Annotated in this window: 19 protein-coding genes; 10 read left to right on the top strand and 9 right to left on the bottom strand. The window is 70.6% G+C overall.

Annotated features, from left to right (window positions below; all coding sequences use genetic code 11):
• Positions 1-124 precede the first annotated feature (124 nt).
• The 4 genes from atzF to AB0N07_RS17680 are packed head-to-tail and all read right to left on the bottom strand — an operon-like array spanning position 125 to position 6742.
• Positions 125-1798: an allophanate hydrolase gene (atzF, locus tag AB0N07_RS17665; RefSeq protein WP_365835867.1), complete on the bottom strand. Its 1674-nt coding sequence runs from the start codon at positions 1796-1798 to the stop codon at positions 125-127.
• Entirely contained in the window at positions 1795-5322 is a 3528-nt protein-coding gene (locus AB0N07_RS17670; protein WP_365835870.1) for a 5-oxoprolinase/urea amidolyase family protein, read from the bottom strand. The genes atzF and AB0N07_RS17670 overlap by 4 nt, the downstream gene beginning before the upstream one ends.
• Positions 5319-5921: an urea amidolyase associated protein UAAP2 gene (locus tag AB0N07_RS17675; protein ID WP_365835872.1), complete on the bottom strand. Its 603-nt coding sequence runs from the start codon at positions 5919-5921 to the stop codon at positions 5319-5321. Before AB0N07_RS17675 ends, AB0N07_RS17670 begins: the two co-directional genes overlap by 4 nt.
• Entirely contained in the window at positions 5918-6742 is an 825-nt protein-coding gene (locus AB0N07_RS17680) for an urea amidolyase associated protein UAAP1 (protein ID WP_365835874.1), read from the bottom strand. Before AB0N07_RS17680 ends, AB0N07_RS17675 begins: the two co-directional genes overlap by 4 nt.
• 183 nt (positions 6743-6925) lie before the next feature.
• On the opposite strand from AB0N07_RS17680, the gene AB0N07_RS17685 reads away from it, so the two are divergent.
• The 6 genes from AB0N07_RS17685 to AB0N07_RS17710 all read left to right on the top strand — a co-directional run bounded on the left by AB0N07_RS17685 (position 6926) and on the right by AB0N07_RS17710 (position 12518).
• A complete protein-coding gene (locus tag AB0N07_RS17685) occupies positions 6926-7561 on the top strand; it encodes a helix-turn-helix domain-containing protein (RefSeq protein WP_365835876.1) in 636 nt (211 codons plus the stop codon).
• A gap of 316 nt (positions 7562-7877) precedes the next feature.
• A complete protein-coding gene (locus AB0N07_RS17690) occupies positions 7878-9470 on the top strand; it encodes an ATP-binding protein (protein WP_365835878.1) in 1593 nt (530 codons plus the stop codon).
• Positions 9467-9874: a roadblock/LC7 domain-containing protein gene (locus AB0N07_RS17695; RefSeq protein ID WP_016434374.1), complete on the top strand. Its 408-nt coding sequence runs from the start codon at positions 9467-9469 to the stop codon at positions 9872-9874. The genes AB0N07_RS17690 and AB0N07_RS17695 overlap by 4 nt, the downstream gene beginning before the upstream one ends.
• The gene (locus tag AB0N07_RS17700; RefSeq protein WP_365835880.1) at positions 9871-10284 is read left to right on the top strand and encodes a DUF742 domain-containing protein; all 414 of its coding nucleotides are present in this window, start codon (positions 9871-9873) and stop codon (positions 10282-10284) included. Before AB0N07_RS17695 ends, AB0N07_RS17700 begins: the two co-directional genes overlap by 4 nt.
• Complete coding sequence (locus AB0N07_RS17705) at positions 10265-10885, top strand: ATP/GTP-binding protein (protein WP_365835882.1); 621 nt, start codon at positions 10265-10267, stop codon at positions 10883-10885. The genes AB0N07_RS17700 and AB0N07_RS17705 overlap by 20 nt, the downstream gene beginning before the upstream one ends.
• A gap of 148 nt (positions 10886-11033) precedes the next feature.
• Entirely contained in the window at positions 11034-12518 is a 1485-nt protein-coding gene (locus AB0N07_RS17710; protein ID WP_365835884.1) for a cytochrome P450, read from the top strand.
• A gap of 49 nt (positions 12519-12567) precedes the next feature.
• On the opposite strand, the gene AB0N07_RS17715 is transcribed toward AB0N07_RS17710, so the two are convergent.
• The gene (locus tag AB0N07_RS17715) at positions 12568-13617 is read right to left on the bottom strand and encodes a hypothetical protein (protein ID WP_365835886.1); all 1050 of its coding nucleotides are present in this window, start codon (positions 13615-13617) and stop codon (positions 12568-12570) included.
• Between the two features lie 489 nt (positions 13618-14106).
• Positions 14107-15057 carry an RluA family pseudouridine synthase gene (locus AB0N07_RS17720; RefSeq protein WP_365835888.1) on the bottom strand — a complete coding sequence of 317 codons (951 nt, stop codon included), beginning with the start codon at positions 15055-15057 and terminating at the stop codon, positions 14107-14109.
• 67 nt (positions 15058-15124) lie between these two features.
• Between AB0N07_RS17720 and AB0N07_RS17725 the strand changes: the two genes are divergently transcribed.
• Positions 15125-15706 (top strand): GNAT family N-acetyltransferase, encoded by a 582-nt coding sequence (locus AB0N07_RS17725; protein WP_365835890.1) that lies wholly within the window; start codon positions 15125-15127, stop codon positions 15704-15706.
• A gap of 1 nt (position 15707) precedes the next feature.
• On the opposite strand, the gene AB0N07_RS17730 is transcribed toward AB0N07_RS17725, so the two are convergent.
• Positions 15708-17267, bottom strand: a complete 1560-nt coding sequence (locus AB0N07_RS17730; protein WP_365835892.1) for an amino acid permease — start codon at positions 17265-17267, stop codon at positions 15708-15710.
• A 228-nt stretch (positions 17268-17495) separates the two neighbouring features.
• Here AB0N07_RS17730 and AB0N07_RS17735 point away from each other — a divergent pair, with 228 nt between their 5' ends.
• From AB0N07_RS17735 to AB0N07_RS17745, 3 genes are all read left to right on the top strand, one after another.
• Positions 17496-18116, top strand: a complete 621-nt coding sequence (locus AB0N07_RS17735) for a PadR family transcriptional regulator (RefSeq protein WP_115909222.1) — start codon at positions 17496-17498, stop codon at positions 18114-18116.
• Between the two features lie 187 nt (positions 18117-18303).
• Complete coding sequence (locus tag AB0N07_RS17740; protein ID WP_365835894.1) at positions 18304-19320, top strand: ATP-binding cassette domain-containing protein; 1017 nt, start codon at positions 18304-18306, stop codon at positions 19318-19320.
• On the top strand, positions 19317-20093 hold the full coding sequence (locus AB0N07_RS17745; RefSeq protein WP_365835896.1) for an ABC transporter permease: 777 nt from the start codon (positions 19317-19319) through the stop codon (positions 20091-20093). The genes AB0N07_RS17740 and AB0N07_RS17745 overlap by 4 nt, the downstream gene beginning before the upstream one ends.
• Before the next feature lie 70 nt (positions 20094-20163).
• On the opposite strand, the gene AB0N07_RS17750 is transcribed toward AB0N07_RS17745, so the two are convergent.
• Together AB0N07_RS17750 and AB0N07_RS17755 are read right to left on the bottom strand one after the other, a co-directional pair.
• A complete protein-coding gene (locus tag AB0N07_RS17750; RefSeq protein ID WP_365835897.1) occupies positions 20164-21012 on the bottom strand; it encodes a siderophore-interacting protein in 849 nt (282 codons plus the stop codon).
• 102 nt (positions 21013-21114) lie between these two features.
• A complete protein-coding gene (locus AB0N07_RS17755; protein ID WP_365835956.1) occupies positions 21115-22044 on the bottom strand; it encodes a 5'-3' exonuclease in 930 nt (309 codons plus the stop codon).
• Between the last annotated feature and the right edge of the window lie 10 nt (positions 22045-22054).

Below are 22054 nucleotides of genomic sequence, written 5' to 3' on the forward strand. Positions count from 1 at the left end.
GCGAGGCGGTCCGGGGCGTGCGCCGAGCGCTCCGCAGCCTGTGCCGACTTGCGGCTCCACCGCAGGGGCGCGATTGGCCGTCGAACGTCTGCCGACGCATCGTGGCTGGTCGCGCCCCGCCCGCTCAGCGGCTGAGGTACGCCCGCCAGCCGCCGTATGGGGTGATGTCCTCCGCGTCCGCCAGGGCTGACGGTTCGCACAGGAAGCCGGGGACGTGGGTGCCGTCCGCCAGTTGCACGCTGCCCAGGGTCATCGGGCGGGGGAGGCCTGCCAGCAGGCGGCCCAGGCCCTCCGCGGGGAGGGTCCAGACCTCCGCCTCGATCGCGGTGCCGCCCTCGCCGACGTGGACCAGGCCCGGCTTCGGCGGCGTCGTGCGCAGGGCGTGCAGGCGGTAGGCCGGGGCGGTGGTGGTCGTACGGTCCAAGCGGGCGCCCAGGGCGAGGAGTTGGGGGTTGAGGGGTTGGCCCGTCAGGTGCGCGCCCACCACCGCCACCTGGGTGTCCGGCCGGAGCAGTGCGGCGATCCGCGCCAGGCGGTCGTCCGTGAACGCCGGGCCGATCAGCATCACGCCGAACGGCAGGCCGTCCACCTCGCCCGCCGGGACCGCGGCCGCCGCCAGGTCGAAGAGATTGGTGGAGTTGGTGAAGCGGCCCAGGCGGGCGTTGGCGCCCAGCGGGTCGGCGGCCACGGCGGCGAGGGTCGGATGGCCGGGGGTGGTGGGCAGCAGCAGCGCGTCCGCATCGGCCAGTTCCGCGAGGGCGCGGGCGCGCAGGGCGGCCAGCCGGTCGGTGTCGGCGTAGAGCCGGTGGGCCGGGATGTCCCGGGCGCGGGTGATGATGCCGGCGACGGTGGGGTCCAGGCCCTCGACACCGTCCGCGAGCGCCTTGTCGACAAAGCTGCCGACCGCCGTGTAGCGCTCGGCGACGAACGCGCCCTCGTAGAGCATCGCCGCGGCCTCGGTGAACGGGGTCAGATCGAGGGTGCGGAGGTCGGCTCCGGCGGCTTCGAACTGCCGTACCGCCGCCTCGTACGCCTCCGCCCAGCCCTCGTCCAGCTCGCCGAGCTGCTGTCGCGGCGGGACCGCGATGCGCCACGGGCCGGGGGCGCGCTGGGCAAGTGGTGGGAGTTCGCGGTCCGGCGGTGAGGTCATGAAGGTCAGCGCCTGTTCGGCCTCCGGGAGGGTGCGGGCGAACACCGTCACACAGTCGATGGAGGCACAGGCCGGGACCACTCCCGCCGTCGGGACCAGACCGCGGGTCGGTTTCAGGCCGACGATGCCGTTGAACGCGGCCGGGACCCGGCCCGAGCCCGCGGTGTCCGTGCCCAGCGCGAGGTCCACGATGCCCAGGGCCACGGCGACGGCCGAGCCGGAGCTGGAGCCGCCGCTGATCCTGGCGGGATCGTGCGCGTTGCGGACCGCGCCGTGGGGCGAGCGCGTGCCCACCAGGCCCGTCGCGAACTGGTCCAGGTTCGTCGTACCCAGCACGATCGCGCCCGCCGTGCGTAGGCGGGCGACGACCGGCGCGTCCGCCTCCGGCTGGTAGGCGTATGCCGGGCAGCCCGCGGTGGTGGGCAGCCCGGCCACGTCGATGTTGCCCTTCGCCGCGAACAGGCGACCGGCAAGGGGCAGTTGCTCACCCGCCGCCACGCGGGCGTCGATCGCGGCCGCCTCCGCCTCGACCTCGGCCTGCGGGCGCAGGTCGATCCAGATCTCGGGACGGTCCACCGCCTCGATGCGGGCGTAGGCGGCACGGACACGGTTCACAGCGGACATCTCTTGCTCCTCGGTGTGGTTCACTCCTGCTCGCCTTGCGACGCCACCGGGGCCAGGACGAGCAGTGCCGTCCCCGCCTCCACCTGGTCGCCCGGCCGGGCCAGGATCTGAGCCACCACGCCGTCCACCGGCGCGTGCACCCTGGACTCCATCTTCATCGCCTCCAGCGCGAGCAGCGGCTGCCCGGCGCTCACCTCGTCGCCCGGCTCGACGTTCAACTGCCACACGGAAGCGGCGAATTCGGCCTCCACAAGACGCCCGCCGGCCGGGACGGTCACCTCGGCCGGGGGAGCGGCCGGTGCGGCCGCCGCCTCGGCCCGGGTGAACTCGCCGGCGGCCTCCCACGCGTCCCGCTCCGCGGCGAAGGCCCTCTGCTGCCGGGCCCGGAACTCACCGATCGACGCGGCGTTCTCGTCCAGGAAGACCTGGTACTCGGCGAGCGAGAAGGTGCCCTCCTCGATGCGCGGCACGAACCGACCGGAGGTGATGTCGGCGCGCAGGCCGAGAAGTTCGTCCGCGTCCACCGGATACCACCGGATGCGGTCGAAGAAGCGCAGCAGCCAGGGCGAGCCCGGCTCGAACGCGCCGCGCTGCTGCCACCCCGACCACACCTGCGTCGTACGGCCCACGAACTGGTAGCCGCCCGGGCCCTCCATGCCGTAGATGCACAGGTAGGCCCCGCCGATGCCGACCGAGTTCTCGGCGGTCCAGGTGCGTGCCGGGTTGTACTTCGTGGTCACCAGGCGGTGGCGGGGGTCGAGCGGGGTCGCCACGGGCGCGCCCAGGTACACGTCTCCCAGGCCCAGTACGAGGTACTCCGCGTCGAAGACCGTGTCGTACACGTCGTTCACCGAGTCCAGGCCGTTGACCCGGCGGATGAACTCGATGTTCCACGGGCACCAGGGGGCGTCGTCGCGGACCCCCGCCATGTAGCGGGCGATCGCCTCGCGGGTCGCCGGGTCGTCCCAGGAGAGGGGGAGGTGGACGGTGCGGGAGGGGACGACGAGTTCGTCGGTGGGCGGGAGCGTCGCCGTGATCTCCCGTACGGTGGCGAGAAGCCGCTCGAGCGGGAGGCGGTTCGGGTCCGTCCGGATCTGCAGGGAGCGGATGCCCGGTGTGAGGTCCGTGACGCCTTCGGGGCCCTCCTCGGCCACCGCCTCCATCAGCGCGTGGACACGCATGCGCAGCGCCAGGTCGAGCTGCATGGGACCGAATTCGACGAGCAGGTTGTCGTCGCCGCTGCGGCGGTAGGTGATGTCGCCGTCGCGGGCCAGTACGCCGCCGTCGACGATGTCCGCGCGGGGCGAGCCGTCGACGGTGACGGGAGCGAAGCGCACGGTGTCGCCCGGGCGTAGCTGCCCCAGCTTCCACCGCTCGCCGCTGAGGACCGTCGCCGGGCAGACGAACCCGCCGAGCGAGGGGCCGTCCGGGCCGAGCAGCACCGGCATGTCGCCGGTGTAGTCGACGGCGCCGACCGAGTAGGGCGTGTCGTGGATGTTGGACGGGTGCAGCCCCGCCTCGCCGCCGTCGGTGCGGGCCCAGCGCGGCTTGGGGCCGACCAGCCGGACGCCGGTGCGGGCCGAGTTGAAGTGCACCTTCCAGTCGGCGGCGTAGAACTCGCGGATGTCGTCCTCGGTGAAGAACTCCGGTGCCGCATGGGGGCCTTCGACGGCGCCCATGTGCCATACGGCGGTGAAGGACGGGCGGTCCGCGGGAGGCACCGGGGTGCCGTCGGCGACCGTGCCGCCGTGCAGCACGTCGCCCGTGCGCAGCGCCCGGCCGCCGTGTCCGCCGAACCGGCCCAGCGTGAAGGTGCTCGCGCTGCCGAGGAAGGCCGGTACGTCCAGGCCGCCGGCGAAGAGCACGTAGGTGCGCAGGCCGTGCTGTGCGGGCGCGCCGATCTCCAGGACGGCCCCTGCGGGCACCGTCACCGGCTGCCACTGGGCGACGGGCGTGCCGTCGACCGTCACCTCGGCCGGGGCGCCCGTCACGCACACCGTCGTCGGGTGAGTGAACCTCAACGAGGGCCCCTGGAGCGTGCATTCGAGGCCGGGGGCGCCCTCCTGGTTGCCGAGCGCACGGTTGCCGAGCCGGAAGGACAGGTCGTCCATCGGACCGCACGGCGGCACACCGACCTGCCAGTATCCGGTGCGGCCCGGCCAGTCCTGCACGGTGGTGAGGGTGCCGCCGGAGACGACCTCGATGCGCGGTGTCGGGTCGGTCACCGAGGCCAGCGTCGCCGTGGAGTGACCGGCGGCCCTGAAGTCGGGGTGGTCCAGCGCCGCGCGGACCAGGCCCAGATTGGTCTCGATGCCGTCGACGCGGGTGCGGGCCAGCGCCTGGTCCAGTCGCTGGAGCGCGTGGGCGCGGTCGGGGCCGTAGGCGATGACCTTGGCGAGCATCGGGTCGTACGACGTCGTCACCTCGGTGCCGGTCTCCACCCAGCCGTCGACGCGGACGCCGGGCGGGAACTCGACCCGCGTCAGCAGGCCCGCGCCGGGCCGGTGTTCGCGTGAGGGGTCCTCGGCGTAGAGGCGGGCCTCGACGGCGTGGCCGCGAGGGGTGCCCGGTTCGCGTACGACGTGGGACTCGCCGCGGGCCAGGCGCAGCATCCAGGCGACGAGGTCGACGCCGTAGATCTCCTCCGTGACCGGATGCTCCACCTGGAGGCGGGTGTTGACCTCGAGGAAGTACGCCTCCTCGCGGGCGGCGTCGTAGACGAACTCGACGGTGCCGGCGGAGCGGTAGCCGACGGAGGCGCACAGGTCCCGGGCGCTCGCTGCGAGTTGCTCGCGTATGCGGGCAGGGAGACCCGGGGCGGGGGCCTCTTCCAGCACTTTCTGGTTGCGGCGCTGGAGGGAGCAGTCGCGGTCGCCGAAGGTGACGATCCGGCCCTCGCCGTCGCCGAAGACCTGCACCTCGACATGGCGGGCGTGCTCGACGAGCCGCTCCAGGAAGACACCGGCCGAGGAGAAGGAGGCGGCGGCGACGCGCTGCACCCGCTCCCAGGCGTCGGTCAGTTCATCGGCGGACCGACATGCCGACATGCCGATGCCGCCGCCACCGCCGGTCGCCTTGAGCATGACCGGGTAGCCGATCACGGCGGCCTGTGCGAGCGCCTCGTCCACGGAGGCCAGCAAGCCCGTTCCCGGCGCCAGCGGCACTCCCGCCGCCTCGGCCGCCGCCCGTGCCGTGTGCTTGGTGCCGAACAGCTCCAGCTGCTCGGGCGTCGGGCCGACGAACACGATCCCGGCGTCCTCGCAGCGGCGCGCGAAGGCCGCGTCCTCGGACAGGAAGCCGTAGCCGGGGTGGATCGCGCCCGCGCCGGTGTCCTTGGCCGCCTTCAGCACCAGATCGGCGTCGAGATACGACTCCTTCGCGGGCGCAGGGCCGAGCCGCACCGCCTCGTCGGCGAGCCGGACGTGCGGGGCGGAGCGGTCCGCATCGGAGTACACGGCGACCGTGCGCAGGCCGAGTTCGCGGGCCGTGCGGATGATCCGGACCGCGATCTCGCCGCGGTTGGCGATCAGCAGAGTGTCGAAGCTCATCCGGCTTCCCCGATCGTCATCTCCACCGCCGTCGGCTCGAAGCCGTTGCACGGGTTGTTGATCTGGGGGCAGTTGGAGACCAGGACGAGGACGTCGCGCTCGGCGCGCAGGGTCAGCGTGAGGCCCGGCGCCGAGAGGCCGTCGACGATGCCGAGCGTGCCGTCCTTCTCGACGGGCACGTTCATGTACCAGTTGATGTTGGAGACGAGGTCGCGCTTGCCCAGGCCGTGCTTCGCGCCCTCCGCGAGGAAGTTGTCGACGCAGGCGTGCTGGGACCAGGTGTGGTGGCCGTAGCGGAGGGTGTTCGACTCCTTGGAGCAGGCGCCGCCGACCGTGTCGTGGCGGCCCACGTCGTCGGCGGTCAGCGTCATCAGCGGGGTGTGCTCGTTGGACATCAGCACGCTGCCCGTGGTCAGGAAGATGCTGCCCTGCGCGTGGATGGTGTCGGGGGCGCTGTAGCGGACCGAGGTGTCGTGGGCGTCGTAGACGAGGAAGTCGACGGCCTGGTTGCCGTGCAGGTCGGTGACGGTCAGCGTCTGGCCGGTGCGGATCACGCAGGACCAGGCGGCGCGGGCGGGAACCACGGTCGTCGTGCTCATGCGAGCCCCCTCGCGGCAAGGAATTCGGCGGTGTTCAGGAAGGCGCGGCGGCCTTCGGGCGTGGCCTCCCACAGCGGGTCGCCCGGCGGGGTCGGAGCGGCACGCCAGGCGAGGACCTCCAGCGGCGTGCTGACGTAGTCGGGGCGCGGGTCGGCCGGGTGCGGCACATTGGCGATCAGTACGGTGACGTCCTGTTCGGCGCGGAGTGTCACGCTGCCGCCGGGGCCGGTGGATCCCGTGAAGTCCAGGGCGCCGTCCTCACGCACCTGCACGCCCTGGAAGAACGACAGCGACGGCGGCAGGTCGCGCGGCTGCAGGCCGTTCTTCGCGGCCGCCAGCTTGAACAGCTCGCGGCCCGCGGGGGTGGCGGACTGCGGGGTGCCGTCGCCGTACCGCTCCGTGTTGCGTACGAGGGTGGAGGTGCCGCACAGCGCGTCGTGCCGCCCGGAGGTGTCGGCGACCACACTCGCGAGCACGCGCCCCTGGTCGGACAGCAGGAGCCGGCCCTCGCCCAGGTAGGCGTTCCACTGGACCTTCACCGTGTCGGCGACGTTCAGCCGCTCCCAGGGCCGGTCGGCCACGAACAGCAGCAGATGGGCGCAGGCCTCGCCGTTGAGGTCGGTCAGGCGCAGCTCGGTGCCGCGGGCGAGCACCCGGTGGGTGTAGTTGCCGCCCGCCACTGTCTCGGCCCACACCAGATGGCCCGCCGCGCAGGGCGGGTCGGGCCAGTCGGCCGCCGGGACGACGGGCATGGCCTCGGCGTGTGTGCCCTCCTGGGCGCGTGCGTGGTCGCGGGCTCCATATGTGGTCGCTGTCGCCATCGCGGGACCTCCGGCTCCGGTGTCGTCTCTTCCGGGGTTGTTTCTGTCGCCCGACAGAAATTAGGAGCCGGTCGGGTCACGGGCATTGCCCACGCGTTGCCGGCGGGTTACCGAGCCCTCACCGGGCCGGTCCCCGGCTCGCCCGGAGATCGTCCCGCCCCGCCGTGTGCGAGGATCGAACGCATGGGAACGCCGGGTGGAGGAGGCGGCCGCCGGGTCGGCAGGCCGCGGGCCGCGCAACGGCCGGACAGTGGTCTGCAGCCGCGCGACGAACTGCTCGCGGCCGCCGCCGAGTTGTTCACCACCCGTGGGTACGCGGCCACCACCACCCGCGCGGTCGCCGAGCGCGCGGGGATGCGGCAGGCCTCCATGTACCACTACGTCTCCGGCAAGGAGGAACTCCTCGCCGAGTTGCTGGAGTCCACGGTCACGCCCTCACTGGCCTACGCCCGACAGCTCCTCGCCGACGACGCGACCCCGCCCGAGGGCCGGCTGTGGGAGCTGTGCCGGACGGACGTGGAGCTGCTGTGCGGCGGCCCCCACAACCTCGGCGGGCTGTATCTGCTGCCCGAGGTGCGGGCCGAGCGGTTCGCCGGCTTCCATGCCGTGCGCGCCGAACTCAAGGACGCCTACCGGCAGTTGCTCGCCGGAACGGCCGCCGGGAGCGCGCTCGCCAAGAACGAGCTCGACCTCCGTACGGACCTGTTGTTCGGTCTGATCGAGGGCGTGATCCTCGTGCACCGCTCCGACCCCGAACGTCCGGTGTCGGTGTTCGCCGAGGCCACGGCGGACGCGGCGCTGCGGATCGCCGGCATCTGACCCACCGTCGCGGAACCTGATCTTCACTCGTCACGGTGAGTGGTTTTCGTACGCCCGTACGTCGTGACGTGGCGTGTTCGAACGGCCGCCGAGTGTGCAAATGGAGCCGAGGGTACCCCTTGGTCCGGTCCCATTTCAGGTGCTTGCTGAATATGACACGGCGATGATCCGGTCGGACTAAGCTCGCCCGCAGCGCACCGAGTTGAGGCGTATTCGTGCGCTTGTTCCCAAAAATACCGAAGATTCAGCGCAGTCCCATACGTACCCCACTTGCAAGCTCCCCAGACACCCAGCCGATCCTTTTCAGAGGGCCTACATGGTGAGTGTTCAATCCCCTCCCGGGCGCCGTGAACTTCCGTACGCGCGCGTGCTGTTGCTGCCCGCCATAGTGATGGCCGCAGCGACCGGAGCAGCCGTCGCCCTGGTGGCCGTGCCGGCCCGCGCGGCCGTCGTGTGGTGCGGCGCCGTCGCCACGCTCCTGGTGATCGCGACGGCGGCCGAAGCGGTACGCCGCGGCCGCGCACTGCGGGCGGAGCGCGAGGAGAGCGCCCGTCACCGTGCGTACATGGAACGGCGGATCGCCGGACACGAACAGGAGGTCCACCGCCTCTCGCACGAGATCGTCCCCATCGCCATCGAGTACCTGCGCGGCGGGCACACGCCCAGAGACGTCGTCAACCTCCTCGGCGACATCGACCCCGCCTACCGCGACCTGCCCAAGGCCCAGGTGGCGTTGGTCAGGCGGATGCTCGACATCATCGACAACGAGGAAGCCCTGCGGGACTCCTCGGCGCGCTCCTTCGTCGACATCGCCCGCCGCGTCCAGGCGATCGTGCACCAACAGGCCAAGGAACTCCGCGAGATGGAGGAGGACCACGGCCGCAACCCCGAGGTCTTCGACGACCTCCTGCGCATCGACCACGGCACCGCGCTGATCGGCCGCCTCGCCGACTCCATCGCGGTGCTCGGCGGCGGCCGCCCCGGACGCCAGTGGCCGCAGCCCGTAGCGCTGTACAGCGTGCTGCGCGGCGCCATGTCCCGGATCCTGGAGTACCGGCGCATCTCGCTCGACAACATCGCCAAGGTCAACATCCGCGGCATCTCCGTCGAGCCGGTCATCCACGCCTGCGCCGAACTCCTCGACAACGCCACGCGCTACTCGCCGCCGCAGACCAAGGTGCACGTCATCGCCACCGAGGTGCAGACCGGCATCGCCATCGAGATCGAGGACGCCGGCGTCAGTCTCAGCGAGGAGGCCCGCGCCAAGGCCGAGTCCATGCTGGAGCGTGCCAAGGCCGGCGTCGACCTCCAGGAACTCGGCGACTCCCCCCGACTTGGCCTGGCCGTCGTGGGCCGCCTGTGCAAGGCGTTCGACATGCAGATCTCGCTGCGCGCCTCCGCGTACGGCGGTGTCCGCGCCGTCCTCGTCATCCCGCGTGTGATGGTGACCGGCGACGAGGCGCCCGGCCTCGCCCACGGCATCGGCGCGACCGCGGCGCCCAAGCTCGAACTCGGTGCGCTCGAAGGTCCCAAGCGCGCACCGAAGAGGCGGCGTCCCACCAGCCCGCGCATCCCGGCCGGCGTGTCCATGGAGGACGAGATCCCCGAGGTCACGGAGTGGACCGCGGGCGGCCTGCCGCAGCGCCGCAGCCGGGTCAAGATCCCGCTCAGCCAGCGGCTCGCCGAACAGGCCGCCGCCGAAGAGGCCGAGCGGGAGGCCCGGGCGAGCAGGCCCGCCTGGGCGACGCCCGTGCCCGAGCCGGAGCCGGAGACCAAGGAACCCGAACCCGGACTGTGGGTCGAGGCGTTCTGGGAGGGCCTCAAGGGTGACCCGGACCCGACCGCATTCACCCAGCCGACCAACGAGCCGGCCCGTATCGAGGCCGACGACGAGAGGGACCACAAGTGATCCAGCAGCGAGCCAACTTCGACTGGATGCTCAAGGACCTCGCCGACGGAGTACCCGGCATCGAGATGATCGTGGTGCTCTCCGCCGACGGCCTGCGCATCGCTCGCTACGGGGGCGATCCGGACGCCGCCGACCGCGTCGCCGCGGCCTGCGCGGGACTGCAGAGCCTGGCGGGCGCCGTCGCCCATGAGATCCCGGGCAGCGACGGCCGGATGAAGCTGGTCATCATCGAGATCAACGGCGGCTACTTCTATCTGATGGCCGCCGGAGCCAACGCCTACCTCGCGGTGCTCTCCGACGTGGTCGCCGAACCCGGTCTGATGAGCAACCGCATGCGCGATCTCGTCGTACGCATCGGGGCCCACCTCACCAGCCCGCCCCGGCGCAACGGGCAGACCGTATGACTCCTCCGCAACGCCGACGGCGATACCCCGGTCAGGACATCCCGGAACCTCCCCCGGCACCCTCCAAGGAAGGCCAGGAGGGCGACACGAAGGCCCCGGAGCGGCTCTACGTCGTCGCCGGGCCGGACGGGGAACGCGCCGACATCGACCTGGTCACGTTAATCGTGGCGCGCGCCGACCCGCCGCCTTCCGCCACCCCGGAGCAGACGGCGATGCTCCGGCTGTGCACGGCCCCCCTCTCGGTGGCCGAGCTCTCGGCCTATCTGCGTCTGCCGTTCAGCGTGGTGACCGTGCTGCTGACCGAGATGCTGACGGCGGAACTGGTGCAGGCGCGCGCCCCGATCGTCCGGCAGGCGCTCCCCGACCGTTCCCTTCTCGAAGCGGTGATGCATGGACTTCAAAGGCTCTGACACCATCCCCGGACCACGAACAGAGGATCATCTGCCGCACACGGCTCAGGCCGCGGTGAAGATCGTGATCGTGGGCGGCTTCGGAGTCGGCAAGACGACGATGGTCGGCTCGGTCAGCGAGATCAGGCCGCTGACCACCGAGGAGACCATGACGCAGGCCGGCGTCGGGGTCGACGACAACTACGGCTCCGAGTCCAAGACGGCCACCACCGTGGCCATGGACTTCGGCCGCATCAGCATCACCGACCAACTGGTGCTCTACCTCTTCGGCACCCCCGGCCAGGAGCGCTTCTGGTTCCTGTGGAACGGGCTGTTCGAGGGCGCGCTGGGCGCGGTCGTACTGATCGACACCCGGCGGCTCGAGGTCAGCTTCGACGTCATAGGGCGGCTGGAGGAGCGCGGTGTGCCCTTCGTGGTGGCCGTCAACTCCTTCCCCGACGCGCCCCGTTACCCCGTCGCCGAACTGCGCGCCGCGCTCGACCTGGCCGAGGAGATCCCGATCATCGACTGCGACGCGCGCCGCCGGGCCTCCAGCCGGGATGTGCTGATGACGCTGCTGCGCTTCCTGCATTCACTGGCGATGGCGAAGGCGTCCACCTGAGTCGCCTGCACGTTGCCTGAGCCGTACGGCCGTACCAGTTCCCCTCTCCCACGCACGACCTCCCCCACGTTCCCGGCTTCGCTCGAACAGCCCGGGGGACCCCCACCCTTCCTGTACACCGTTTCACTTCAGCTTCGGAGCGACCATCGTGACGCCTGAACCCCTCTTTCCGACCGGTACGGACGCGCCCCTGGCCGGCCCGCCTCCCGGCTGCCCCGCGCACGGTATGGGCCCTGGCGGGCTGCGCCGCCTGTACGGCCCCGAGGCGGAGGACCTCCCAGACGTGTACGAGAAGCTCCGGTCCGAGTACGGCCCTGTGGCTCCCGCGCTGCTCCACGAGGACGTGCCGATCTGGGTGGTGCTCGGCCACAGCGAGAACCTGCACATGGTGAGCAGTCCCTCGCAGTACTGCCGTGACACCCGGTTGTGGACAGCCCTGCAGGACGGCACCATCAAGCCGGACCACCCGCTCATGCCACTCGTCGCCTGGCAGCCCATCTGCTGCCACGCCGAGGGCGACGAGCACCTGAGGCTGCGCGGTGCGGTCACCGGTGCCATGTCGACCATCGACCACCGGGGCGTCCGCCGCCATATCAACCGTGCGACCCAGCACCTCGTGAACAAGTTCTGCGAGAAAGGCCGGGCCGACCTCGTCGGTCAGTTCGCCGAGCACCTGCCGATGGCGGTGATGTGTCAGATCCTCGGCATGCCCGAGGAGTACAACGACCGGATCGTGCATGCCGCCCGCGACATGCTCAAGGGCACCGAGACCTCCATCGCCAGCAACGCGTACATCATGGAGGTCCTGATGCGGCTCACCGCCCGCCGCCGGGCCGAACCCGAGGACGACTTCACCAGCCACCTGATCAACCATCCGGCGCGGCTCAACGACGAGGAGGTCGGCCAGCACCTGCGCGTCGTCCTGATGGCCGCCTACGAGGCCACCGCCAACCTCCTCGCCAACGTGCTGCGACTGGTGCTCACCGACCCGGGATTCCGCGCCCAGCTCAACGGCGGCCAGATGACGGTGCCCCAGGCGGTCGAGCAGTCGCTGTGGGACGAGCCGCCGTTCAGCGCCCAGCTCGCCTACATCGCCAAGCAGGACACCGAGCTGGGCGGACGGCGCATCCGCAAGGGCGACGGCCTGCTCCTGGGCATCGCGCCTGGCAACGTCGACCCGCGCGTCCGCCCCGACCTGTCGGCCAACATGATGGGCAACCGTTCCCACCTCGCCTTCAGCGGCGGCCCGCACGAGTGCCCGGGCCAGGACATCGGCCGCGCCATCGCGGACGTCGGCGTCGATGCGTTGCTCAGCCGTCTTCCGGACATTCAACTCGACTGCGAGGAAGAAGAGTTGCGCTGGCGAACTTCCATCTTGAACCGGCATCTGGTGGAGCTGCCGGTGTACTTCGAGCCGAGGTCGCAGCAGGACGTGAAGGCGAAGCCCAGCCACGCCCCCGTCCCGCCGCAGCGCACCGACTGGGAGGTCGGCACCGCGCAGCCCGAGCGGGCCGCTGCCGCCGCGGTGCCCCAGCCGGCGGCACCACCCCAGCAGCCCGCGCCGGCACCCCAGGAACCGGTCCGCCCGATGGGCGCCTGGCGCCGTTTCCTGCGCTGGTGGCGCGGCTACTGACCGGCCCTGGGTATGCGCGGAGTACCGAGCGGCTGCCGGACGGTCCGAGTCAAGCGGCGGACCGGTACCGCTCGGTGCCCTTGTGCCAGTGGTAGGAGCCTGCAGCCCAGCCCTGGATGGCCCGGGCGTGCCTGAGCACGGCGTGCTGGGTGGCCGGATCCGAGTGCAGATCGCGCAGTGCTTGCGGGAGGTCGGTCCTGACGGTTTCGTCCAGTGTCCTGACACGCCCCGTCAGGATGCGGTCGACGAGGGACACTGCCGAGTGGAGGGGGATGTCGTACAGTTCCTGCGCCACTTGCACGATGTTGTTCCTCGCGGCACCTTCGCGGACTTCCTTGGGATAGGACACGATGTCGTTGTGCAGATCGACTGTGTCCCGGAATGCGTTGATCAGTACGGTGAAGGGGCGGGTTTCGCGTATCTCCTCGGTAATTTCCCAGCCCAGTGAGTGCTCCATCAAAAGTGCACTGCACCCGGCCGCCCCGTAATCCCGGCGCATTTCTGTCTGCTCGATGAGGTCGGGGAACCGGCCGCGCGTGAGGTTGTCCGCTTCCCACAGCGATGCTTCGAGGAACTGTCGTACGGACCTGGCGTACAGAATCCGCCAGGAGCGCGTCGCCGAGGGAGCTGTGCGGTGCCACAGGTCTGCGAGTGCGCGTTCCAGCGGCTGCTCCGGGACTGGGCCCGAGTCATATGCCGTTGTCGGCAGGAAGGCCATCAGCCGTTCGATGCGCTGCAGGATCCGCCGACGATTGCCGAGGGCTTCGCACCAGGGGAGGAAAACGTCGTCAAGGCACCAGATGACGCTGTGCCAGCCGGACAGCAGCTCCAATTCCTGTGCGGAGGCATGAGGGTAGGTCAGGGCGGTGAACAGAGTGAAGTCCGCCCGGTCGAAGACCTCGGCACTCCACCCGCCGTGGTGTGAGTCGGTGTGCTGTGGCTCGAGCAGACCTAATGACCATGCCCAGGCGCGGACGCGCGGACGGACCTCCTCCAAGTGTGGGTTCACCCTGGTCTTGAACGGCATGTAGAACGAGGGTAGTTGGAAGGTGTCCAACAACACGGCTGCCTCCTGTGTGGTGACGGCGTGCTTCTGCACCGCACGAACTGGGCCTGCTTACGGAACCGGTCGAACGGTGCCTCGCCGAATGCGTGCGGAGCGCCGACGTGCGCAGGGCTACGGAGCCATGGGCATTTTCGTCAGTCGATTCGTACCGAGGGTGGCGCGAACGATTCAGCGGTTCCTGAATACCGCGTGCACCTGACAGCTGTTCCAGTGTCTCCTGCGTTGAGCCCTCCCGAGTCGGCATGTCCGGGGTTGCTGTCGCGAACTCGACGCGACTTGATGCCATGACCCGAGCCTCCGCAAGAACGTCCCACTTCTGGCTGTAATCCCCAGCGTGCGTGCGGCGCCCGTCTCCGTGAAGGAGCGTAGACGGAGCGTACGTCGGCACGCGAGGGGCGCACTTGGTTGAAATGTTGTCATGTGTGGCATCGATCCGAAAGAGTTGATTCTCATTCGTTCATAGCTGTGTGGGTGAACCGGTGGGATACACGCGACACTTGTCGCCGGCAGTGCAGGAACGAGTTACTGCCGCGCCCAGTCGCCGTACGAGCTCCAGGCTCCGAGGGTTCGCCCACTGCGGAACCGGTGTTCCACCCCGGTGACCGGATCGGTGAAATCCAGTGCCCGGGCCAGCAGCTGGAGGGGGCGCCGGAAGTCGCCTGCCGGCACGGGGGCGGTCACCACGGGGTAGAGCGGATCGCCGAGGATGGGCACCCCCAGCGCGTTCATGTGGACGCGCAGCTGGTGGGTCTGCCCGGTGGCCGGTGTCAGCCGGTACCGGCCGAGGCCGTGCGCATTGCGCTCGATGAGCTCGACGCGGCTGACGGCGTTCGGCTCACCCGCGACCTCGTAGGCGGCGAGCACGCCCCGCTCCTTCACGATCCGGCTCCGCACGGTTCGCGGCAGGGCCAGCCCGGGATCGTACGGGGCCACCGCCTCGTACTCCTTGCGCACCAGTCGGTCACGGAACAGCGACTGGTACATTCCCCGCTCCTCGGGCCGCACCGTGAACAGCACCAGCCCGGCGGTGAGCCGGTCCAGCCGGTGAGCGGCGCCGAGGGTCTCGGTCCCCAGCTCCCGACGCAGCCGAGCGAGCGCGGTCTCGGCGATGTGGCTGCCGCGCGGGGTCGTGGCCAGGAAGTGCGGCTTGTCGACGACGACCATGTGCTCGTCGCGGTGCACGACCTCCAGCGGGAACGGCACCGGCACCTCGTCGGACAGCTCCCGGTGGAACCACACGAACATGCCCGGCACGTACGCGGCGTCGGGGGCGACGGCCCGCCCGTCGGCGCCGACGATCTTCCCGGCGGCCAGCATTGCGTCGACTACACCTGCACCCGCCCCGCTGAGCCGCTCGACCAGATGCTCGCGCACCGTGGCCCATGCGCCCTCGACAGGCAGCCGCACCCGCACCGGATCGACTCCGTGGCGTTGCGGCAGGGGGGAGGGGGGAATGCGGGGCCTGCGTCTCATCACGATCAAGGGTACGGCGCCGGAAAATCCGTTGGCCGGGTCGCGTTCCGGCGGGAGGATGCGGATCATGCCGTACACCGCTGACTCCGTGCTGCCCGAGAAGACCCTCTCCCGGGCCCCGCAGCCCCTGCTCTTCGACGGCGACGGTCTGGGCCTGCGCCCGTGGCGGGCCGATGACGTGTCCGCGGTCCATGCGGCGTTCCAGGATCCGCTGATGCACCAGTGGCATCTCATGCGTAGCGACTCGGAGGCGGAGGCCGCCGGGTGGATCGAGACGTGGTGCAAGGAATGGGAGGGGGAGCGGGGCGCCCAGTGGGCCGTCGTGGACGCGGACACCGATCGGCTGCTCGGGCGGGTGGCGCTGCGCGACATCAGGCTCGCCGAGGGCGTGGCCAAGGTCGCGTACTGGACCACGGCGGCGGCCCGCGGCCAGGGCGTCGCCGCACGAGCGACGAACACCCTGACCCGGTGGGCCTTCGAGGAGATCGGCTTCCACCGCCTCGAACTCCTGCACGCGATCGCCAACCAGGCCTCCTGCCGGGTCGCCGCCAAGACGGGCTTCGCCCTGGAGGGCACCAAGCGCAGCGCCTTCCTGCATCCTGACGGCTGGCACGACATGCACCTGCACGCGCGCGTGCAAGGCGACTGAGCTAGACCGCGGCCTCCGGAACCGCCTCTTCCGGTACGGCGCTTCGCGTGCTGGTCTGCTTCCGGTACGCCCGGTACGCGCCACCGGCCACCAACGTCGCCGCGAGGAACAGCACCGTGAACCACTGGAAGTACCAGTGCCCGCCCGCCGGGTCGTACACCGCCGCCCTCGGCCAGGCCAGGTTGACCGTCATGAGGAGGCCGTAGAGGAGGGCGAGGGCGTTGACCGGGATGCCCCAGCGGCCCAAGGAGAAGAGCCGGCCGCCCGTCTCGTCGGTGCCTTCGGAGGTGAACTCGCCGCGCAGGCGGCGGATCAGGAGCGGGCCCGTGACCATCGCGTACGCCAGGTACAGCATCACGATGCAGGTGGTGCCGATGGCCAGGAAGGCGTCCGGGGAGACGAAGTTGAGCAGCAGGAGGGCCGCGGCGAGGACGCCGACGACGAGAGCGGGTGCGTTCGGCATGCCCGTGCTCGGATTCACGCGGGCGAGGCGGCGGGAGAAGGGGAGCTGGCCGTCGCGGGCCATGGAGAACAGCATCCGGCAGGCCGCGGTCTGGATGGCGAGCGTGGCCACCGCGATCGCCACCACCACGTCGGCGAGCAGCACCTTGCCGACGCCGTCGCCGAGGCTGCTGGTGAGGACGTAGCTCAGACCGTCGACGCCCAGCCGGCCGTCGGTCAGGCTGGGCGCGGCGAGCAGGCCGCCGAGGATGACCAGGCCGCCGAGCAGGCCCGCGGCCCCGAGTGCCGTGAGGATCGTGCGGGGCGCCGTACGCCGAGGATGGTGTGTCTCCTCGCTCATCTCGCCCGCGCTGTCGAAGCCGATCATCACGTACGCCGCCGTGAAGGAACCCACGGCAAGTGCCCCGAACAGGCCGGAACTTGCGGCTCCCGTGGTGTGGAAGGTGATGCCGGGGGAGCGCTTCGAGTGGGTGAGCAGCAGCACGACGATGAGCGCCGCACCGATGATCTCGGCGGTCACCCCGACCCGGTTGATCAGGGACATCACCCGGTTGTCCACGATGTTCACGAGCGTGGTCAGCACCAGCAGGATCACTCCGAGGACCGCCGCGTTCGCAGCGCCGTCCTGCGACGTCACCGCCGGGTCGGTGCCCACCAGCTGGAAGCCCGACCAGATCGCCGGCAGCACCATCTGCAGCGCCAGCGCCGCCGCCGCGACCACCACGATCTGTCCGATCACCATGATCCAGCCGGCGAACCAGCCGAAGGTGAGGTTCGAAAGCCGGGAGGACCACTGGTAGATGGCGCCCGAGATCGGATACCGGGCGGCCAGCTCCGCGAAGCACGCGGCCACCAGCAGCTGCCCGACCATCACCACCGGCCAGGCCCAGAAGAAGACGGGGCCGCCGAACGCGTACCCGAAGGCGAAGAACTGGAAGACGGTCGTCAGGACGGAGATGAAGGAGAACCCGGCCGCGAAGGAGGCGTACCTGCCCAGGCTGCGGTGCAGTTCCTGGTGGTAGCCGAACTCCGCGAGCGAGCCGTCGTCGGGCGGGTGCGGTGGATCGGGGCGGACGTCGGAGGGGGTGGTTGTCGTCACGGCGGCACCTGCCTTCGGCGCGGGGAGCGGGGAGTTGCGCGGGTTCCTGTCAGGCGACAGAAATTAGGGACGGGCTGTTTCGTGCGCGTCACGCCGCCGTGTCCACGGCGGGCCCAAGTCCTCACGTCCTTGCTATGCGCTGTGGAACGCGATACATCGTGTGTATTGACGTTCGCTGGAGGTCGCGATATGTTCGGCCACGGATATTCGTAAGCGAGGTGATCGGTCATGGCGATGAAGCGCCGCAAGCTCAGCAACCCGCTGGCGCTCGCCGTGCTGGTCACGCTCTGGCAGAAGCCGATGCATCCGTACGAGATCGCCCAGACACTGCGCCGACAGGGCAAGGACGTCAGCACGAAGATCAAGTACGGCTCGCTCTACACGGTCGTGCAGAACCTCCAGAAGCACGGCTTCGTCGAGGTCGCGGACGTCGAGCGGCAGGGCAACCGGCCCGAGCGCACGGTCTACGGGCTCACCGAGGCGGGGCGGGAGGAGATGGCCGACTGGCTGTCCGATCTGCTGGCCGTCCCGGCCAAGGAGTTCCCGATCTTCGAGACCGCGCTGTCACTGCTCGGGGCGCTGCCTCCCGACGACGTGGTGCGGCTGCTTCAGGAGCGGTTGCAGAACCTCGAGGTGGAGGTGGCGAGCGGGCGCGCGGCGCTGCAGAAGCTCGGCGAGACGCTCCCGCGACTCTTCCTCGTCGAGGTCGAGTACCAGCTGCACATGGTCGAGGCGCAGGCGGAATGGGTCCGAGGTTTCCTGGAGGAGATCGAGAAGGGCTCGCTGCCGGGCGTCGACGGGTGGCGCCACTTCCACGAAACGGGGGAGCTGCCACCGGAGTTCACCTGACGAAAAAACAGACCCCGGCCGGGCTGTTGGAGCAGCTGGGCCGGGGTCTCGAACCCCGAACTGAATCCGCCGTGAAGCGGCTCCAGGCGATCGAGGTGCGGCACACCCAGGATAGCCCGGCGCTCTTCATGCGGACGGATCAGTTGTCATCCGGTCGTTTGTCATCCGCTCATTCAGGAGAGCAGTCGTGAGTGCTACCCGTGCGCCCGCAGTGCAGGCGCGCCAGCTGATCAAGACCTACCCCGGTGAGGTCACCGCCCTGTGCGGCATGGACGTCACCGTCGAACCGGGCACCGTCTTCGGGCTCCTCGGACCCAACGGCGCCGGCAAGTCCACCACCGTCAAGATCCTGACCACCCTCGCGAAGCCCGACTCGGGCACCGCCACCGTCGCCGGGCACGATGTGCTGCGCCACCCGGACCGGGTGCGCCGGGCGATCGGCGTGGTCGCCCAGAGCTCCGGCGCCGATCCGGTCGCCACAGGCCGCGAGAACCTCCAACTGCAGGGCAGGCTCTACGGGTTGAAGGGCGCCGCCCTGAGCAGGCGGGTGGACGAGCTGCTCGACCGCTTCAGTCTCGCCGACGCCGCGAAGCGTCCGGTCAAGGGCTACTCCGGCGGGATGCGACGGCGGCTCGACGTCGCCCTCGGTCTGGTGCACCGGCCCGAGGTGCTCTTCCTCGACGAACCCACCACCGGCCTGGACCCCGAGGCCCGCACGGCCATGTGGGACGAGATCGACCGGCTGGCGGGGGAGGAGGGCCTGACGATCCTGCTGACCACGCACTACCTCGAGGAGGCCGACCGGCTCGCCGAGCGCATCGCCATCGTCGACCGCGGCCGGGTCGTCGTCGAGGGCGCCCCGGACTCCCTCAAGGGCGAACTCCGCGGCGACGCCGTCCACCTGGAGCTCCGGGAGAAGGTCGGCGAGGCCGGCCGTACGCTCCTGAAAGGCGCCCTCGGCGCTCTGCCCGGGATGCACGAGGTGCTGATCGACGGGCGCCGGGTCAGCGTCCGCGCCGACGACGGGGCCGCAGCCGTACCCGCACTGCTCGGGGCGCTGGAGCGGGCCGGAGTCGGGGTCGCCGCGGCGACCGTCGCCCGCCCCTCCCTCGACGACGTCTACCTCCGCCATGCCGGCCGCCGTTACTCGGAGGCCGACGCCGAAGCCACCGAGAACCTCGTCCTCGCCGGAGGTGCGCGATGAGCACGGCCGTCTCCCAGACCTGGTACATGACGCAGCGCCAGCTCATGGTGTTCACCCGGCAGCCGGCGTACGCGGTCATCACGCTGATCCAGCCGGTGATCTGGCTGTTCCTGTTCGGCAGCCTCTTCAAGAAGGTCGTCGAACTGGGCGGCTTCGGAACGACGACGTACCTCGACTACCTCGTCCCCGGCGTGGTCGTGATGAGTGCGCTCAGCTCCAACATGTGGGCCGGGATGGGCACTCTGGAGGAGATCCAGCGGGGCACGCTCAACCGCTTCCTGACCACTCCGGTCAGCCGGGCCGCGCTGATGAACGGCAACGTCGTCAACAACGGCCTGGTCACCGCGTTCCAGTCGGTCGTCATCGTGCTGCTCGCCCTTGCGGGCGGCGCCCACTACCCGGGCGGCATCGGCGGCATCGCGATCCTGGTCCTCGCCTCCGTGCTGCTCGGCACCGTCTTCGGGGCGTTGTCCAACGCGCTGGGCATGCTGGTGCAGGAGCGGGAGTCGATCATCGGCATCAACACCTTCCTGCTGCTGCCGCTGACGTTCCTCTCCAGTGCCTTCATGGCGCCGTCCCAGATGCCGTCCTGGATGCGGCACATCGCCGACTTCAACCCGCTCAACTGGGCGATGGTCGCGGGCCGTTCGGCACTGTCGGAGCACCCCGACTGGGGTGACGTGCTCAGCCGCGGCGGGGCGCTGCTGGCGCTCGCGGTGGCGGCCGTGTGGCTCTCGATCCGGACGTTCCGCTCCTACCAGCGGTCGGTGTGAGCGCACCTCTCGGTGTGACGGCAATGGCGAAGGGGCGGCACCTCGACGAGGTGCCGCCCCTTCGGACGTCTCATGCGGCGGACGCCGCGCTCTCCTGCTCCGCCTCGATGCGCGCGTTCCACTCCCGCTTGGAGGCCTGCCAGCCGTCCTCGTTGTGACCGAGCCGCCAGTAGCCGGAGATCGACAGGTCCTCGCGCGGGATCGCCAGGTCGCAGCGCAGCAGCTGGCGCAGCTCCTTCACGAAGTGCGCCTCGCCGTGCACGAACGCATGCATCCGGCCCTCCGGGAACTGCAGCGACCGTACGGCCTCGACGAGTGCCTCGCCGATGGGCCGGTCCCCGCGGTGCAGCCAGACGACCTCCACCTCGGAGTCGATCTTCTGCTCCTCCTCGGGGCCCGAGACCTCCACGAAGGCGTGCGCCGTGACGCCGGCGGGCAGCGACTCCAGGGAGCGGGCGATCGCCGGCAGGGCGCTCTCGTCGCCGACGAGCAGATGCCAGTCGGCGCTGATGTCCGGGGCGTAGGCGCCGCCCGGGCCCATGAAGTGCACGGTCTCGCCCGGCTGGACGCGCGCCGCCCACGGGCCCGCCAGGCCCTCGTCGCCGTGGATCACGAAGTCCAGCGCAAGCTCGCGGTGGACCGGGTCCCAGGTCCGCACGGTGTACGTCCGGGTCACCGGCCACTGCTCGCGGGGGAGTTCCTCGCGGATGCGCTCCAGGTCGAAGGGCTCGGGATAGGCAACGCCCTCGCTCGGCGGGAACAGCAGCTTCACATAGTGGTCGGTGCAGGTGTCCGCCGCGAACCCGGCCAGACCCTCGCCTCCGAGGACCACGCGCTGCATGTGCGGAGTCAGCCGTTCCGTGCGGACGACCTGCGCGGACTGGGCCTTCCGCGGCTTCCGTGCCGGGCGTTCTGCCATGGCGGCCTCCCTGTTTCCCAAGCTTAGGTTTACCTAAGTTAGCATCTTCCCCCAGTTAACACCTCTCCCATGAAGACTTGATGAGTGTGCGTCGCCGCAACGTCACATCCCCAGCGTCGTCAGCAGACGCTGCAGCGAGCCGCCCAGTCCCCACCGTGCCGCCAGCTCGTCCAGCGCCGCCGAGTCGCGCGGGGCGTGCGGCACGGCCGTGTCCACGCCCGGCAGCGGCACGTCGTCGGCGACCTTCACGACCTTCGGGGCCACGGCGACGTACGGCCGCGCCTCGTCGAGCCGCTTGCGCTGCGACGGTGTGAGCTTCGACTTCGGGTCCTCGACCGCGGCCATGATCCCGGCCAGGTCCCCGAACTCGGTGAGCAGCTTCGCGGCCGTCTTCTCGCCGATGCCCGGCACCCCGGGCAGCCCGTCGCTCGGGTCGCCGCGCAGCAGCGCCAGATCCGCGTACCCCGCGCCGTCCACCCCATACTTCTCGCGCAGCCAAGCCTCGTCGGTGAGCTGCAGCGTGCCGACGCCCTTCAGGGGGTAGAGCACGCGCACCCCGCGGGCGTCGTCCACCAGCTGGTACAGGTCGCGGTCGCCGGTGACGATGTCGACCGGGCCCTTCGCCCGCGCGGTGAACGTGCCGATCACGTCGTCCGCCTCGTACGGCTCGACGCCCACGCGCGCGATGCCGAGCGCGTCGAGGACCGCCTCGATGACCGGCACCTGCGGGGAGAGCGTGTCCGGCACCTCCTCCTCGTCCGGGCCCACTTCGTGCTCCTCGGCGACGCGGTGCGCCTTGTAGGAGGGGATCAGGTCGACCCGCCACTGAGGGCGCCAGTCGGCGTCCATGCACGCCACGAGGTGGTCGGGGCGGTGGTCCTTGACCAGGCGGTCGATGAATTCGAGGAGCCCGCGCACGGCGTTCACCGGTGTGCCGTCCGGGGCCTTCACGGACTCCGGAACGCCGAAGTAGGCGCGGAAATAGAGCGAGGCGGTGTCGAGGAGCATCAGTCGTCCGGTCACGCCTCGCATCATGCCGTAC

Origin of the sequence: Streptomyces sp. NPDC051172 (assembly GCF_040682555.1) — a bacterium.
In the GTDB taxonomy this organism is placed as follows: domain Bacteria; phylum Actinomycetota; class Actinomycetes; order Streptomycetales; family Streptomycetaceae; genus Streptomyces.

Bases quoted from the DNA above. Each gene is read 5' to 3' on its own strand.
- AB0N07_RS17670 (WP_365835870.1), bottom strand. From the start codon at position 5,322: ATGAGCTTCGACACTCTGCTGATCGCCAACCGCGGCGAGATCGCGGTC.
- AB0N07_RS17675 (WP_365835872.1), bottom strand. From the start codon at position 5,921: ATGAGCACGACGACCGTGGTTCCCGCCCGCGCCGCCTGGTCCTGCGTG.
- AB0N07_RS17680 (WP_365835874.1), bottom strand. From the start codon at position 6,742: ATGGCGACAGCGACCACATATGGAGCCCGCGACCACGCACGCGCCCAG.
- AB0N07_RS17685 (WP_365835876.1), top strand. From the start codon at position 6,926: ATGGGAACGCCGGGTGGAGGAGGCGGCCGCCGGGTCGGCAGGCCGCGG.
- AB0N07_RS17690 (WP_365835878.1), top strand. From the start codon at position 7,878: ATGGTGAGTGTTCAATCCCCTCCCGGGCGCCGTGAACTTCCGTACGCG.
- AB0N07_RS17700 (WP_365835880.1), top strand. From the start codon at position 9,871: ATGACTCCTCCGCAACGCCGACGGCGATACCCCGGTCAGGACATCCCG.
- AB0N07_RS17705 (WP_365835882.1), top strand. From the start codon at position 10,265: ATGGACTTCAAAGGCTCTGACACCATCCCCGGACCACGAACAGAGGAT.
- AB0N07_RS17720 (WP_365835888.1), bottom strand. From the start codon at position 15,057: ATGAGACGCAGGCCCCGCATTCCCCCCTCCCCCCTGCCGCAACGCCAC.
- AB0N07_RS17725 (WP_365835890.1), top strand. From the start codon at position 15,125: ATGCCGTACACCGCTGACTCCGTGCTGCCCGAGAAGACCCTCTCCCGG.
- AB0N07_RS17735 (WP_115909222.1), top strand. From the start codon at position 17,496: ATGGCGATGAAGCGCCGCAAGCTCAGCAACCCGCTGGCGCTCGCCGTG.
- AB0N07_RS17745 (WP_365835896.1), top strand. From the start codon at position 19,317: ATGAGCACGGCCGTCTCCCAGACCTGGTACATGACGCAGCGCCAGCTC.
- AB0N07_RS17750 (WP_365835897.1), bottom strand. From the start codon at position 21,012: ATGGCAGAACGCCCGGCACGGAAGCCGCGGAAGGCCCAGTCCGCGCAG.
- AB0N07_RS17755 (WP_365835956.1), bottom strand. From the start codon at position 22,044: ATGCGAGGCGTGACCGGACGACTGATGCTCCTCGACACCGCCTCGCTC.